The sequence below is a fragment of the Kitasatospora sp. NPDC058032 genome (assembly GCF_042885845.1).
In the GTDB taxonomy this organism is placed as follows: Bacteria; Actinomycetota; Actinomycetes; order Streptomycetales; family Streptomycetaceae; genus Kitasatospora.
The window spans coordinates 1-14,384 of sequence record NZ_JBHVRK010000039.1 but is presented as its reverse complement, the minus strand read 5'-3'; the positions used below and the strand labels follow the sequence as shown (position 1 = coordinate 14,384).

Below are 14,384 nucleotides of genomic sequence, written 5' to 3'. Positions count from 1 at the left end.
GACCTGCACCACTACGGTGAGCTTCGACACTGTGACAACTCGCACAGCTTCCCCGGGATCTTCTGGTGGGTTTCCTCTGGCGTCCGTCGCGGGGCAACAGGCAGGATCAGCCCCATGGATCTGCTCGATACCCTCACCGCCAAGGGCCTGCGTGGGGAGACCCCCACCCGCGAGGAGGCGCTCGCCCTCCTCGCCACCACCGACGACGAGCTGCTCGACGTGGTCGCGGCCGCCGGGCGGGTACGTCGGCGGTGGTTCGGCCGCCGGGTGAAGCTCAACTACCTGGTGAACCTGAAGAGCGGACTGTGCCCCGAGGACTGCTCGTACTGTTCGCAGCGGCTGGGCTCCAAGGCCGAGATCCTGAAGTACACCTGGCTCAAGCCGGACCAGGCCGCCGAGGCGGCGAAGGCGGGCGTGTCGGGCGGCGCCAAGCGGGTCTGCCTGGTGGCGAGCGGCCGCGGCCCGACGGACCGTGACATCGACCGGGTCACCGACACGGTGGCGGCGATCCGGGAGGCCGACCCGGCGGTCGAGGTCTGCGCCTGCCTGGGCCTGCTCTCCGACAACCAGGCGGAGCGGCTGAAGGCGGCCGGCGTCGACGCCTACAACCACAACCTCAACACCTCCGAGGGCACCTACGGCGACATCGCCACCACCCACACCTACGCGGACCGGGTGGACACCGTGCAGAAGGCGCACGGCGCGGGCCTGTCGGCCTGCTCGGGCCTGATCGCGGGCATGGGCGAGAGCGACGAGGACCTGGTCGACGTGGTGTTCGCGCTGCGCGAGCTGGGCTCGGACTCGGTCCCGGTGAACTTCCTCATCCCGTTCGAGGGCACCCCGCTGGCCAAGGAGTGGAACCTCACCCCGCAGCGCTGCCTGCGGATCCTGGCGATGGTGCGGTTCGTCAACCCGGACACCGAGGTGCGGATCGCCGGCGGGCGCGAGGTGCACCTGCGCAGCCTGCAGCCGCTGGGCCTGCACATCGCCAACTCCATCTTCCTGGGCGACTACCTGACCAGCGAGGGCCAGGCCGGGCAGGCCGACCTCGACATGATCCGGGACGCCGGGTTCGAGGTCGAGGGCATGGGCGAGAGCACCCTGCCGCGGCACCGCGCGGACGTCGCGGCCGACGCGGCGCAGGCGCCGGCGGCGGGCGGCTGCGGGACGGCCCCGGCGGCGGGCGGGTGCGGGACGGGCGGCGGCTGCGGCCCGTGCGGCGGTCACGCCCCCGGCCACGCCCACGGCGACGCTGCCACCGAGGCCGGTCACGCAGACGCCGGTCACGACACCCCGGAGACGGCCGCCGACGAGGCGCGCACCGACCTGGTGCGGGTGCGCCGTCGCGGCGCGGGCACCGAGCTGGCGCCCAACGCCTGAGCCCCGTCCGCACCGACCCCGGCCCGGGCCCGCACCCAGCACGGCCTCCCAGCCCGACGGCCCGGGCCCGGCCGCCGGCCCGGCCGCCCGGGCCCGACGAACACCCCGGAAAGACCCTCACCCATGACCCAGCTGTCCACGGACACCCTGCTCGCCCTCGACCGGGCGCACGTCTGGCACCCGTACGGGCCGATGCCCGGCACCTCCACCCCGTACGTGGTGGAGTCCGCCTCCGGCGTGCGGCTGAAGCTGGCCGCCCCGGCGCCCGGCGGACACCGCGAACTCGTCGACGGCATGTCGTCCTGGTGGGCGGCGATCCACGGCTACGGTCACCCGGTGCTCGACGAGGCGGTGCGCGGGCAGGTGGACCGGATGAGCCATGTGATGTTCGGCGGGCTCACCCACGAGCCCGCCGTCCGGCTCGCCACCACCCTGGTGGAGATCACCCCGGAGCCGCTGCGGCACGTCTTCCTCGCCGACTCGGGCTCGGTGTCCGTCGAGGTCGCCATGAAGATGTGCCTGCAGTACTGGCAGTCGGTGGGCCGGCCGCGGAAGCGGCGGCTGCTGACCTGGCGCGGCGGCTACCACGGTGACACCTTCCACCCGATGTCGGTGTGCGACCCGCAGGGCGGCATGCACCACCTGTGGGGCGGGGTGCTGCCCGAGCAGCTGTTCGCGCCGGAGCCTCCGGCCGGCTTCGACGCCCCGCTCGACGAGGAATACGCCCGCGCCTTCGACCAGTTGATGGAGCGTCACGCCGACGAGCTGGCGGCGGTGATCGTCGAGCCGGTGGTGCAGGGCGCCGGCGGGATGCGCTTCCACTCCCCCGCGTACCTGCGGATGCTGCGCGAACTGTGCGACCGGCACGGGGTGCTGCTGGTCTTCGACGAGATCGCCACCGGCTTCGGCCGCAGCGGCGCGCTGTTCGCGGCCGACCACGCGGGCGTCGCGCCGGACGTGATGTGCCTGGGCAAGGCGCTCACCGGCGGCTACCTCACGCTGGCGGCGACGCTGTGCACGGCGGAGGTCGCCGAGGGCATCAGCCGCGGCGAGATGCCCGTCCTCGCCCACGGGCCGACGTTCATGGGCAACCCGCTGGCGACGGCGGTCGCCAACGCCTCGATCGGCCTGCTGCTCGCGCAGGACTGGCACACCGAGGTCAAACGGATCGAGACCGGCCTGCGCACCGGCCTGGCGGAGGCCGCCGAACTGCCCGGCGTCAAGGACGTCCGGGTGCTCGGCGCGATCGGCGTCGTCCAGTTGGACCACCCGGTGGACATGGCGGCGGCGACCGCGGCCGCCGCCCGGGAGGGCGTCTGGCTGCGCCCGTTCCGGGACCTCGTCTACACGATGCCGCCGTACGTGACCGGCGACGAGGACGTGGCGCGGATCGCCGCGGGCGTGACGGCGGCGGCGGTGGTCGGATGAGCGGGTCGGCGGAGGAGCGGACGGAGGCGGCAGCGGTGGGACGGGTCCTCTTCGTGACCGGGACGGGCACCGAGGTCGGCAAGACCGTGACCACGGCCGCCGTCGCCGCGAGCGCGCTGCGCGCCGGGCTGCGGGTCGCGGTGCTCAAGCCCGGGCAGACCGGCGTCGGCCCGGACGAGCCGGGGGACGCCGAGGAGGTCGGCCGGCTCGCCGGGCCCGCCTCCCCGGCCCCGGACCGGCTCACGCTGCGTGAACTGGCCCGCTACCCCGAGCCCTTGGCGCCCGACACGGCGGCCCGCCGGTCCGGGCTGCCGTACCTGGCGGCGGAGGACGTGGCCAAGGAGGTGGGCGGCCTCGCCGAGCGGCACGACCTGGTCCTGATCGAGGGCGCGGGCGGCCTGCTGGTCCGCTACGACGAGCAGGGCCGCACGCTTGCCGACCAGGCCCGCGCGACACGCGAACTCGGCCTGCCCGCCGAGGTGTTGCTGGTCGCCTCGGCCGGGCTCGGCACGCTGAACACCACCGCGCTGACGGCGGAGGCGCTGGCCGCGCGCGGACTGCCGCTGCTGGGTGTGGTGGTCGGCGCCTGGCCGCACTCCCCCGGCCTCGCGGACCGCTGCAACCTGGCCGACCTGCCGCGCGCGGCGGGCGCCCCGCTGCTCGGCGCGCTGCCCGAACACGCCGGCCGGGCCGGGGGCTTCCCCGCACTCGCCGCCGCCGCGCTCGCGCCCGCCCTGCACGGCCACTGGGACGCCGCCGCCTTCACCACCGCCCACGGGGCCGGCTGAGGCCTTCGGGAACCCACCGACGCAGCCTCCCCGCGCCCGCGCGGCCGAACCCGCCGGTTATCGCTCGAACGGGTGAGATCCGGGCCCGTCCCGGCCCGCGGCGCGGGAGGGCTCAATACGGTTCTCCGCATGACGGATGGCCTGATGGTGGACGAGGCCCTGCGGGCCCTCGCCGCGCTCGAAGCGGCGTGGAAGGACGACGACGAGGCCCTGGCCGCGCTGGCCGCACGGGGACCGGCCGAGCAGCCGCTCGCCGCCCTGGTCGCGACCTACGGCGAGCACGCCGTGGACACGCTGATGGCGCTGGCCTTCGGGCTGCGCTCCAGCATGACCGACGAGGAACTCGCCGAACTCACCGACGCGGTGAGCTCCAACATCGGCGCCCGGATGAGCGCCCTGCTCACCCGGACGCTGTGCGCCTGGGGCGAGACCGCCGGGGACGACCTCGCCGTGGTGAAGGTGATCGCGCACGCGGTGATCGACGCCATGCGGGCCGTCACCGAGGAGCCGAACAAGACCGACGTGCTGCCGCTGCTGGCCACCTTCCGCACCTACGCGCTGAGCAACACCCCGTGACGGCCGACTGTCAGTGCCGCCTGCTTCACTTCAGGCATGCACGACAGCCACGACACCTCTGACCTGCGCGGACTCCTCACCCGCCTGCCCGACACCGCCACGCTGCGGGAACGGTGCCGGGGCCTGGCCATGCTCGAAGCGATCCTCGGCCCCGACTGGGCGGACCGGTACTACTCCTTCGACTCCCGCTGGAGCGAGGACGCGGACCTGGCGTCGATGCGCGACGGTCAGGGCGACGACTGGTTCGTGGTCTTCTCCCCCGCCGGAGCGTACGCGCGTGGCTTCGACCACACCGCGCCCAACGCGGGGGCGCGGCTGCTCGCGGAGGTCCCGGCGGCGTTCCGCTCCTGTGTGACGGAGCCGGCGTTCGGCGAGGAGGACGGCGCCCCGCTCGCGACCGTCTGCTTCTGGCGCGAGCCCGGGGACGCCGCGTGGCGGGCGCCGTCGGCCCCGCCCACCGGCGGGGTGGCCCTCTTCGACCTGCTCGCCGCCGAGGACCTGGTGGAGGCGTACCGGGCGTGGGCCGAGGAGTACTACGAGCTGGAGGACGGCCTCGACCCCGCGCCGATCGCCCACGTCCTGGCGCTGCGCCCGCTCACCGAGGCCGTCGTGTCCGCCCTCAACCCGGAGCTCGACCTGGACGAACTCGCCGACGACATGGCCGAGATCGGCTACCCGGTGGCCTGACCCGACGGCCCGGGGGACAGGCCTACAGCGCGGCCTCGTCCAGCGTCCGCCGCTGCTCGGCCGTGAGCGTCAGGTCGAGGGCGCCGAGCGCCTCGTCGAGCTGGGCGACCTTGCTCACGCCGACCAGCGGCAGGATCCGCGCCTCGTGGTCGAGCAGCCAGCTGAGCGCCACCTGGTTGACGCTCGCGCCGGTCTCCTCGGCCACCGCGCGCAGGGCGGCGAGCCGCTTGGGCGTGCCGGGGTGGTCGTAGGCGGCGCCGATCTCGACGTCCTCGCGAGTGAGGCCGCCGGAGAGGATCGGGCTGTACACCCAGAGCCGCAGGTCCCCCTCGGAGCGCACGTAGTCGAGGAGTTCGGGCGTCGCGTGCACGTGCGCGGAGGACGGCAGCGGCACGTCGAAACGCGGCTGCAGGTAGGAGTACCGGTACTGCAGGTGCGCGTAGCGCGGACCGTCCCCGGCGAGCGCCCGGGCCCGCTCGACCCGCCACACGGCGTGGTTGCTGGCCCCGACCTCGCCCGCCTTCCCCGAGGTCACCAGGTCGGCCAGGGTCTCCACGGTCTCGGCGAGCGGTACCGAGCGGTCCTCGATGTGCGCCCAGTACACGTCGACGTGGTCCGTGCCGAGGCGCCGCAGACTGCCCTCGACGGCGGCCCGGACCGCCTTCTCCGACAGCCCCTCCGCCGCCTCCAGCCCCGCCCCGGGCACCGCGGGCCGGGCGCCCACCTTGGTGCTGATGACGACCCGGTCCCGCGCCTTGCGGCTGGCGAGCCAGCGCCCGATGACGGCCTCGCTCTCGTCCCCGGTCGCGCCGTCGAGCCAGAACGCGTAGTTGTCGGCGGTGTCCAGGACCGTCCCGCCGCTCTCGACGAAGTGGTCGAGGAGACGGAACGAGGTCTCCTCGTCGACGATCGTGCCGAAGCCCAAGGTCCCGAGGACGACGGTGCGCTGAGGAACAGTCATGGCTGTGCATCCCTCCCGTTGTGGTCTGGACCATTCAAGTCTCATTCACCATCACCCGCAACAACGTCCCCGTTCACCCCGCCACGAACACCAGCGCCCCCAGCGCCACCACCATGCTCCCCCCGAACGCCGACCCCGCCCACAACGCCGCCTCCGCCGCCCGTGCCCCGAGCCGCGCCCGAAGGACGAACGTCACCAGCCCGGCCACGGTCGACACCAGGACCGCCACCAGCAACCACACCACCCGGGCACCCGTACCGTTCACCGGTGCCCCCCGACCGGGGCGCGGCGGAAGGCTTCGCGGGCAATCTCGATCATGGTCAGTCCACGAGGCGGCAAGCCCGAGAAGTCACTCGCCACTCGATCCGTCAAAGCGCTGGCCACCCCCTCCGCGTAGGCCCTCTCGTGGCCTGTGAGCCAGTACTCGGGATCGTCCTTGTCCTCCCCCATCGCGATCCACAGTCCATTCAGGCACCCCATAGCGGCACTCTGCACCCTCGGCATCGGCCTGCCGCTTCTCCCCGCTCTGCGCTGACCCCAGAACTCCTCGTCCAGCATGGCCAGCAGGGTGAAGACCTTCACCTCGTACGAGTCGGCCTGTAGAAGGGCGTCCGGCCAAGCCGCCGTCAACTGGCCGATGAAATACCAACTCGGGCCCCTCTCCGGCTCCCGCAGGCCGAGCAGTCCGCTCAAGTAGTCCCGGTCGTCCTCGGCCGGCATGGTCGCCCTCGGCCTTTGCTGAAAGAGATGCTGGTACCGCGCCAGGGTGTCCTCGTCGAACACCTCCGCATGCACGCCTGCGAGCAACTGCAGGAGCCGGCCCAGTTCGTCCATGGAATCGACCATGGGACGCAGGCACCCACTGAGCCAGAGCGAGTTCCGGAGCTTCACGCTTCGACGCAGCACCACAGGAAGACGCACCATGACGTATGCGAGACTGCTGCGAACCTCATGGGCGACCCAGTCCGGCATCCGATGAAGGTCGCGACTCCCACGCCGCTGGCCACCGATCCGAATGGGTCGCGCGCTGCGAAGACACTCCCGGTCGGTGCGCAAGAGCCCACGAATCATCTCGCCGTTCGAGTCGTTGTCGGCCATATGAGCTGCGATAGCACCGACAAAGTGACCGATCTCGTCCATCGCGTCGCTCGCCCGGTACATGCACATGCGCGCCCAGCCGTGATCCGCCATCTCGGGCGCGGAATACTGGAGCACATCCTGCAGATATCCGACGACTTCCAGTGTGGATCGAATGGCCGCCGCCTGAAGGTGCGGCGGCATGGCGTTGCCATAGGTGTGTCGCGGCATCGTGCTTCCCTCTGGCATGCGCCGCCCGTGCCCCGGCACATGCTCGTGAGCACGGTGAACCGAGGGTGATCGCGATGACTCAACTTCCGGCCGTCTCGGGCATCATGGGCACGGGCATGACGCACAGCCGCGGCCGTCGCCACGGCCGTGGCGCCACTCTAGCGCCGATCCGCGGAAGCTCGCCGAGGAATGGCAGTCAGACGGGACGATCGGCTGAAGTTGCGCCCGGGGCCGGGTCCGCGAGCGTGATGTCCCGCCGACGCCGTCGAAGTGCGTGGCAGCCGTGGACGACGGCGGCGAGGGCCGCTGTGAGGATCATGGCGAGGCCGCAGCCGCTCAGCAGGGCCGGCGCGGCCACCCGGTTCAGCAGGAGCGCGCCGAGTGCGGCCCCCAAGGGTGCGGCCGTGATGAGCACCGCGCTGCGGGCGGCGAGCACCGTGGTGAGCGAGCCGCTCGGCGTCCTGTTCTGGAGCAACGCGAGGGACAGCGCGGAGTACGGTCCGTAGATGGCTCCCGCCGCGGCGAAGCCGATCAGTGACGGTACGGCGGTGTGGGCGACCGCGAAGGGCAGCAGGCCCAGGCCGTGGCCCGCGACGATCGCGATCACGGTCGGCCACAGTGGCAGCCGCCCGGCCGCTGCGGCACCGAGGGCCCCGACGACGGCTCCGAGCCCGAACACGGCCCAGTAGACGCCGAGCAGACCCGCGCCGTCGTTCAGGGAGTGCAGGACGAACAGCGGCAGCGCGACCTCGACCGGCCCGTAGGCCAGGTTGAACAGCCACGTCAGCACCAGTAGTCCGAGCAGTTCCGGGTGGTGCCGCAGTACCCTCAGCCCCTGCCGGGCACCATCGGCACCGGCCGCCTCGGTCGGCCCGGTCGCCGCCGCCGGCAGTGCGACCCGGCCGGCCTGCACCGCGAGCACGGCGAAGGTGACCGCGTCCAGGCCGATGATCCACGCCGGTGACACCGTGCCCGCCAGCAGGCCCGCCAGCGCGGGGCCGAGCACGGTGGCACTCGACAGACTGGCGCTCAGCAGACTGTTCGCGGCCAGCCGCAGACCGTCGTCCAGAAACGGTGCGAACAACGCGTACTTCCCGGCCCTGCCCCAGGCGTGGAACAGCGAGGAGGCGCCCAGCAGCAGGACGTAGCCGGTCGGGCCGAGCACGCCGGCCAGGTACGCGATCGGGATCGCGCCCAGCAGCAGGGCCCGCAGGGCGGCGTCCGCGACCAGCAGCCGCTGCGCCGGCAACGGCCGCAGCCAGCGGCCCAGCGCCAGTGCGCCGAACGCGCCCGGCAGCGTGTACGCGGCGACGCTGATCCCGACCAGCGCGCCCTCCCGACCGTCCGGGGCCAGCGAGAGCGCCAGCCAGGCCACGGCGACGGCGCTCATGCCGTCCCCCAGGTCCGACAGGGCGAAGACGGGCAGCAGTCGGCGGAACGGGCGGACGGCGAACAGCGGGCGCCAGGCCTCGGGCAGCACGCGCCCCGGAGATGAGAACATGCACGTCACACTCGTGCTTCAAGCTCGCGTGAAGTCAACCCGGCCCGGGGAGCGTTGGCGTGCGGTATCTGGGGATCGGCGAACTGGCCCGGACGGCGCGGGTGCGGGCGTCCGCGCTGCGCTACTGGGAGGAGCGCGGGCTGCTGCCGGGCTCCCATCGCGAGGCGGGCCGACGGGTCTGGCCGGTCAGCACGGTCCGGCGGGTCGCGCTGATCCGGATGGCGCAGCGGGCCGGCTTCACCCTCGCCGAGATCGCCCTCCTGTTGAACGGCGACACCTCGCCCGGCGCCACCCGCCAGTGGCGCGAACTCGCGGCTCGCAAACTCCCCGAACTCGACGACCACATCACCCGGACCCAGGCGCTGCGCCGGGCGGTCGCGGACTGCATGGCGTGCGGCTGCATGAACTTCGACCAGTGCGTGCTCCTGGCGACCCCCGGTGACGCGTTCTAGCCGATCACCACCCCTCCACCAACGTCCGCGGATCAGCCGTCAACGGTGCTACCAGTCGGCGTCGTCGAGTTCGAAGAAGTCGCTGAAGCAGCCGACCTCCCGCGCCGCCGCGGCCGCGTCGGGGGCGGACAGCCGGTCGGCGATGCCCCGCAGTTCGCCGGGCGTCCGGCCGGACAGGGCACGAAAGTCGCGGTTCATGTGGGCCTGGTCGTGGTAACCGCTCATCGCCGCGACGTCGGTGAGGGAGAGGCGGCCGAGGCCGGAGAGGGCGAGCGCGCGTTGGAAGCGCAGGATCCGGGCGAGGGTCTGCGGCGGGACGCCGACGTGGTCCCGGAAGAGGAGCTGGATCCGGCGTTCGCCCCGGCCCGTCGCGTCGGCGAGTTGCCGTGCGCTCAGGCCGCCGTGCGCGTCGCGCAGCCGCTGCCAGGCCTCGACGGCGAGACCCGGGGTGGCCGGGGCGGCGGCGAGCCGTGGGGCGAGGGCGGCGTCGACGACGGCCCAGCGGGCGGGCCAGTCCGGTGCCTCCGCGAGCCGTTCGGTGAGCCTCGCGGTCCAGCCGGGGCCCATCGCCTCGTCCGGGTGGGCGGCGGCGTTGGCGAGCAGGTGCAGCGGCAGGCCGAGGAAGCGCGACGCCCCGACGGCCGTGAACTCGACCTCCACGGCGTGGCCCGACCCCCGGTAGCCCGCCAGCACCGGGGCCGTCTGCAGGCCCGCGATCATCGCGTGCCGCGTCTGCTCGCGCTCCGCGCCGCCCAGCCCCCGCCGGATGTGCAACGGCCCGCCCCAGCCGACCAGCAGGGTCACGCCCGCGCTGGGCAGGGTGATCCTCGGGTGCTGGAGGCCGACCGACCGGTAGCCGCGGCATCTGACCACGTCACCGCGCATCCACTCCGGCGGGCGCCGCACGACGCTCTCGCCCCGGTCGTCCACCGTCGTGACGTCCTCCGGGCCCACGGCTTCTCCCCTCGCCCACGGAGTTCGCTTTCGTACAAGGATCCACCGGCGTTGTGGCCCCATCCTGGACGGGCGCCGCTCGGTGCCGGCCCCGCGCGGGGGGGCGGGGCCGCCACCGAGCGGGACGTCAGGAGCAGGAAGTCGGATCGGCCGACTTCCTGTGCGGCGTGCTGCGCCTCGTCGCGCGTTCCGCCGGAGCCCCCGCGGTGCTCGCCGGGCCGCCACCGGCGCCGTTCCTCGCTCTCCCATCCGTGGCGCTGCTTGTAGGAGGCCCGGCAGGGGAGGCAGACGTACGAGGTCCTGGTGCAGCCCATGCGCGCCGGCCTAGGGGGCGACCGCCGTCCCCTTCACCTCCCTTTTCGACCCACTGTGCGGCAGATCACGGCGACCGCCGACGCCCCTGCCGCCTACGATTCGGGAACGATGCACCTGCCCCGGTCGAGGAGACGCCACCCGTGACCACCAGCACGATCGAGCGCGAGAGCTACTACCACCGAACGGGCGAGCACACGTTCAAGCCCACCGCGCACGCGGGTGGTGCGTGGAGCGTCGACGAGCAGCACTTCAGCCCGCTGGCCGGCCTCGTCGTGCACGCCCTCGACCAGCACCTCGCCGGGCGTGCCGGGGGCCTGGCGCTCTCCCGGATCAGCTATGACATCCTCGGCCGGATCGCGCTCGACGAGTGCGAGATCACCGTGGAGACCGTCCGCCCCGGCCGCACCATCGAGCTCCTCGAGGCGACGGTGACGATCGGCGGGCGCGCCGTCGTGCGGGCCCGCGCCTGGCTGCTGGCCACCCTGGACACCTCGGCCGTCGCCGACAGCCCGCGCGAGCCGCTGCCCGCGCCCGATTCGCTCCCGCTGTGGACGATGGGCGAGGCGTGGGACGGCGGCTACATCGCCTCCATCGACGTGCGCCGCGTGCCGCCGGCCCGCCGGGGCCGGACGACGGCGTGGCTGACCTCGCGTGTCGACCTGGTCGCGGGCGAGCCGAGCAGCCCGCTGGCGACCTTCGTCGCGCTGGTGGACACCGCCAACGGCATCGCCCCGCAGCAGGATCCGACGGAGTGGATGTTCCCCAACGTCGACCTGACGATCCACCTGCACCGCGCGCCGACCGGTCCCTGGACCGGCCTGGACACCACGGTCACCTTCGGCCCGACCGGCCAGGGCCTGACCAGCACCGTCCTGCACGACGTGGACGGGCCGGTCGGCCAGGCCGAACAGATCCTCACCGTCCGCCCGCAGCCCCGTCCGCTGGGCTGACCGCCGCCCCGGTGGCGCTCGCCTCCGGCAGTCCCGTCCGCACCAGCTCGTGACCCGGGCAAGGGCCGCCGTCGACGTGCGCGTTTACGCGTTCGGGTCCCACTCTGCGAGCTGCTCCATCGGCTCGGTGTTCCCGGTGTTGTCCAGGCCGTCGAGCGGGACGCGCGCGTAGAAGTAGAGGACCAGTTCGCTCGCTGCGCCTCGCATCACCAGGTCGCCCGGCTCCGCGTCGGCGGCGAGGTCGTCACAGCGGACCCCGTCGGCGTCGAGGGTCAGGCGCCAGGAACGGCCCTCGGTCGCGTGCAGGTCGATGGTCGCCGGCTTGAACGGCCAGGGGACGGTCGTCGCCGAGACGGTCGTCAGGAACTCGTCGACACCCTCGACCGCGACGTCCGTCGGCAGCGGTTGTGCGGCGCCCTGGATGAGCTGGACGTCGTAGGTGTGGACGGCGATCTCCTGGATCTGGTGCCGGGCCACCGCTCCACTGGTCTCCGGGGCCTGCGAGCGGCCCCACCAGGTCCAGCAGCCGCGGTCCGGGCCGGCCTCGCGCAGCGCGTCGAGCATGAGCTCGGTCGACTCGGCGAGCCAGGCGTCCAGGGCTTCGCGGTCGCGCGGCACGGTCGGGGCGCCCTTCGGGTCCGTCCTCGCCGGGGGCTCGGCGCCCGGGCCCGCCGCGACGATGGCGGCCTGGCGGCGCCGGCCGTCACCGAGGTGCTGCGCCAGTTCGCGCAGCGTCCAGTCCGGACAGGTCGGGACCTGGACGTCAAGGTCGGGGGCGGACGCGATCGCGGCGCGGAACGCGGCCGAGCGGTCTTCGATCAGCCGCAGGACCTCGGGGAGCTCCAAGATTTTTTGCACGCCGGTTGTGTATCACGGCGCTCCGGCCGCCGGGTAGCGAATTTGTCGGCCGAGGGCGTCGACGGCCGGGCGGGGCGCCGCCGCGGGGCCTCAGCCTTGCGGCGGCGTCCAGAACGCGGTGAGCCTCGCGACGCCGGGTCCGAGCGCCTGCCAGGAACCGTCGAACTCCAGGACGGCCACGGACGCGGTCGGGAAGCCGGACTCCGCCGCCCGCTGCGCGAGGTCACCGTCGGCCGCCCCGGCCAGGAGCGCGACCAGCTCGTGCAGGCTCGGATTGTGTCCGACGACGACCAGGTCGCGCACGCCGTCCGAGGTGTCCCGCACCATCGCGACCAGCTCGGCGATCCCTCCCTCCCCCCGGTGGATCTCCACACTCAGGTCGTAGAGCCGCTCCTCGTGGATCGTCTCGGGAACCTGCGGCAACGCGGCGGCCACGCGTTCCCAGGTCTCCCCGGTCCGGCGGGCGCCGGACACCCGCGCGAGATCCGGCGCGATGCCGGAATCCGCGAGCCATCGCCCGGCACCGGACGCCTCCGCCCGCCCCCGCTCGTCGAGACGCCGCTCCTTGTCGACCGGCGTCTCCCGCTCGGCCTGCGCATGCCGGATCAGGACGACCCTCCGGCCGGTACCCGTGGTCACGTTGTCCTCCCCTGGTCCGCCGAGCGCGCCACGGCCGACGGAATCGTTGATCCTTTGCACGCGAACGCTACCCCAGCCGGGCTCGGGCCCAACTCGCCGCCACCGCCCCGTCGGCAGCGGTGCCGTCAGAGCCGCTTGGCGCGCAGCACCCCGGTCAGCATGGGGAGGGTGAACTCGCCGTCGGCGAGCTCGGGCCGGCCGGCGAGGTAGGCCCGGATCGCGCTGCGCCTGGCCTCGCGCTCCTGTTCCGGCATGACGAGCATGCCCGCGCGCGTCGCCAGGGTGTCGACGAGGGAGCCGGCGGTGCGGCGCTGCCCGTGCGGGAAGACGGACTGCTCCGGCGAGCCGAAGCGGGCGGCGTCACCGTTCCCCGGAAGGTGCATGCCCGCCGTCACCGCGCGCCAACTGGCGGGCGTGTCACGCTCGCCGATCGCCTCGGTCCCGCCGACCCGCGCGAGCCCGGCGACCCAGTCCACCTCGTCGTCCAGCAGGTTCCACAGCCCGGCCAGCACACCGCCGGGTGCGAGGACGCGGGCGATCTCCGGTCCCGCGACGGCCATGTCGAACCAGTGCATGGCGTTTCCGGCGACGACGGCGTCGACGGAGGCGTCCGGCAGCGGGATCCGCTCGGCGCTGCCCGGCAGGGCGCGGACGGCGGGCAGCGCGCGGCGCAGCTCGCCCAGCATCGCCGCGTCCGGCTCGACGGCGACGACGTCGGCCCCCAGGGCCACCAGCGTTCCCGTCAACTTCCCGGTCCCGGCGCCGAGATCGAGCACCCGCGGCCCGGGCGCCGCTTCCAGCGCCCACCGCACCGCGGCCCGGGCGTAGTCCGGCCGGTGCTCGGCGTAGGCGACGGCCGCGGAGCCGAAGGACGACGCGTGCAGTGACTGTTCGTCATGATCCATATCTGCACGCTACCTCGGCCCGCTACTCGACGGGGCCGGCCAGGGTCTCGACCGGCCACAGCGGCGAGGTGGGCTTCTTGCGCGTGAGGGCCGCCAGCTCCTCCGGAGGCTCGGCGCCGTCCCGGACGGCCGCGAGGTAGGCCTTGGCCTCCCGCGGACCCAACCCCGGCGCCTGCTTGCGCAGATGCCTCATCGCGGCCACGACCCCGGCGGACCGCACCAGTTCACGGACGGCGGCGGCCAGCGGATCGGGGCGGCGGACACCCTTGGTCTGGAGCAGGTAGTGGTCCTCCCACCCCTCGGTCGGCCACCAGGCGTCGGGGACGTGGTGCAGGCTTCCGTCGTACCGGTCCACGAGCACATGACTGTTCCCGCCGACAGGCCTGCCGACCCCGTCCCCGGCCCGGGCCGACGCGGCCGGGCCCCAGAACACGAGCCACCCGACCTCGTACTCCTCCACGGCGTGGACAACCCGCTCGAAGGCCGGCCCGTCGCCCGCCAGGTAGCACTCGACGAGCTCGATGGCGCGTTCCTTGTCGATCACGCTCTCATCGTCCAGCACGGGTCAAGCGGTCGTGGGGGGGGGGGGGGGGCGGGGCGGGGGGGGGGGCCGGGGGGGGGGGCGGGGAGGGGGGGGCGCGGCGGGGGGGGGGGGGGGGGCCCGAGGGGGGGGGGCACGGAG

The 14,384-nt window shown here is 73.7% G+C and carries 16 protein-coding genes; 7 read left to right on the top strand and 9 right to left on the bottom strand.

Translation table 11 applies throughout. The features are described from left to right. The first annotated feature begins 114 nt into the window (after window positions 1-114). The 5 genes from bioB to ACFVUH_RS34850 all read left to right on the top strand — a co-directional run bounded on the left by bioB (window position 115) and on the right by ACFVUH_RS34850 (window position 4,859). Window positions 115-1,380, top strand: coding sequence for a biotin synthase BioB (bioB, locus tag ACFVUH_RS34870; RefSeq protein ID WP_387917542.1), 1,266 nt, complete (start codon window positions 115-117; stop codon window positions 1,378-1,380). 123 nt (window positions 1,381-1,503) lie between these two features. Further along, a complete protein-coding gene (locus ACFVUH_RS34865) occupies window positions 1,504-2,808 on the top strand; it encodes an adenosylmethionine--8-amino-7-oxononanoate transaminase (RefSeq protein WP_387917541.1) in 1,305 nt (434 codons plus the stop codon). Continuing rightward, window positions 2,805-3,596, top strand: coding sequence for a dethiobiotin synthase (bioD, locus tag ACFVUH_RS34860; protein WP_387917539.1), 792 nt, complete (start codon window positions 2,805-2,807; stop codon window positions 3,594-3,596). The genes ACFVUH_RS34865 and bioD overlap by 4 nt, the downstream gene beginning before the upstream one ends. A 129-nt stretch (window positions 3,597-3,725) precedes the next feature. After that, a complete protein-coding gene (locus ACFVUH_RS34855; RefSeq protein ID WP_355372554.1) occupies window positions 3,726-4,172 on the top strand; it encodes a hypothetical protein in 447 nt (148 codons plus the stop codon). Window positions 4,173-4,208: 36 nt separating this feature from the next. Beyond that, entirely contained in the window at window positions 4,209-4,859 is a 651-nt protein-coding gene (locus tag ACFVUH_RS34850; RefSeq protein WP_387917537.1) for a hypothetical protein, read from the top strand. A gap of 22 nt (window positions 4,860-4,881) precedes the next feature. Here ACFVUH_RS34850 and ACFVUH_RS34845 read toward each other — a convergent pair whose 3' ends face one another. The 4 genes from ACFVUH_RS34845 to ACFVUH_RS34830 all read right to left on the bottom strand — a co-directional run bounded on the left by ACFVUH_RS34845 (window position 4,882) and on the right by ACFVUH_RS34830 (window position 8,629). Next, entirely contained in the window at window positions 4,882-5,820 is a 939-nt protein-coding gene (locus tag ACFVUH_RS34845; RefSeq protein ID WP_387917536.1) for an aldo/keto reductase, read from the bottom strand. Window positions 5,821-5,893: 73 nt separating this feature from the next. Beyond that, window positions 5,894-6,085 carry a hypothetical protein gene (locus ACFVUH_RS34840; RefSeq protein ID WP_387917534.1) on the bottom strand — a complete coding sequence of 64 codons (192 nt, stop codon included), beginning with the start codon at window positions 6,083-6,085 and terminating at the stop codon, window positions 5,894-5,896. After that, window positions 6,082-7,128 carry a hypothetical protein gene (locus ACFVUH_RS34835; RefSeq protein WP_387917532.1) on the bottom strand — a complete coding sequence of 349 codons (1,047 nt, stop codon included), beginning with the start codon at window positions 7,126-7,128 and terminating at the stop codon, window positions 6,082-6,084. The genes ACFVUH_RS34840 and ACFVUH_RS34835 overlap by 4 nt, the downstream gene beginning before the upstream one ends. Before the next feature lie 196 nt (window positions 7,129-7,324). Next, the gene (locus ACFVUH_RS34830) at window positions 7,325-8,629 is read right to left on the bottom strand and encodes an MFS transporter (protein WP_387917530.1); all 1,305 of its coding nucleotides are present in this window, start codon (window positions 8,627-8,629) and stop codon (window positions 7,325-7,327) included. A gap of 59 nt (window positions 8,630-8,688) precedes the next feature. Here ACFVUH_RS34830 and ACFVUH_RS34825 point away from each other — a divergent pair, with 59 nt between their 5' ends. Beyond that, window positions 8,689-9,081 (top strand): MerR family transcriptional regulator, encoded by a 393-nt coding sequence (locus tag ACFVUH_RS34825; RefSeq protein WP_387917528.1) that lies wholly within the window; start codon window positions 8,689-8,691, stop codon window positions 9,079-9,081. A 48-nt stretch (window positions 9,082-9,129) separates the two neighbouring features. Here ACFVUH_RS34825 and ACFVUH_RS34820 read toward each other — a convergent pair whose 3' ends face one another. Then, window positions 9,130-10,035, bottom strand: a complete 906-nt coding sequence (locus tag ACFVUH_RS34820) for a helix-turn-helix domain-containing protein (protein ID WP_387917526.1) — start codon at window positions 10,033-10,035, stop codon at window positions 9,130-9,132. A gap of 455 nt (window positions 10,036-10,490) precedes the next feature. Here ACFVUH_RS34820 and ACFVUH_RS34815 point away from each other — a divergent pair, with 455 nt between their 5' ends. Continuing rightward, window positions 10,491-11,300, top strand: a complete 810-nt coding sequence (locus ACFVUH_RS34815) for a thioesterase family protein (RefSeq protein ID WP_387917525.1) — start codon at window positions 10,491-10,493, stop codon at window positions 11,298-11,300. A gap of 84 nt (window positions 11,301-11,384) precedes the next feature. On the opposite strand, the gene ACFVUH_RS34810 is transcribed toward ACFVUH_RS34815, so the two are convergent. The 4 genes from ACFVUH_RS34810 to ACFVUH_RS34795 all read right to left on the bottom strand — a co-directional run bounded on the left by ACFVUH_RS34810 (window position 11,385) and on the right by ACFVUH_RS34795 (window position 14,246). Then, window positions 11,385-12,158, bottom strand: a complete 774-nt coding sequence (locus tag ACFVUH_RS34810) for a maleylpyruvate isomerase N-terminal domain-containing protein (protein ID WP_387917523.1) — start codon at window positions 12,156-12,158, stop codon at window positions 11,385-11,387. 90 nt (window positions 12,159-12,248) lie between these two features. Beyond that, on the bottom strand, window positions 12,249-12,797 hold the full coding sequence (locus tag ACFVUH_RS34805; protein WP_355372580.1) for a histidine phosphatase family protein: 549 nt from the start codon (window positions 12,795-12,797) through the stop codon (window positions 12,249-12,251). 125 nt (window positions 12,798-12,922) lie between these two features. After that, window positions 12,923-13,702, bottom strand: a complete 780-nt coding sequence (locus ACFVUH_RS34800; protein ID WP_387917521.1) for a class I SAM-dependent methyltransferase — start codon at window positions 13,700-13,702, stop codon at window positions 12,923-12,925. Window positions 13,703-13,724: 22 nt separating this feature from the next. Further along, a complete protein-coding gene (locus ACFVUH_RS34795; RefSeq protein ID WP_387917519.1) occupies window positions 13,725-14,246 on the bottom strand; it encodes a hypothetical protein in 522 nt (173 codons plus the stop codon). Between the last annotated feature and the right edge of the window lie 138 nt (window positions 14,247-14,384).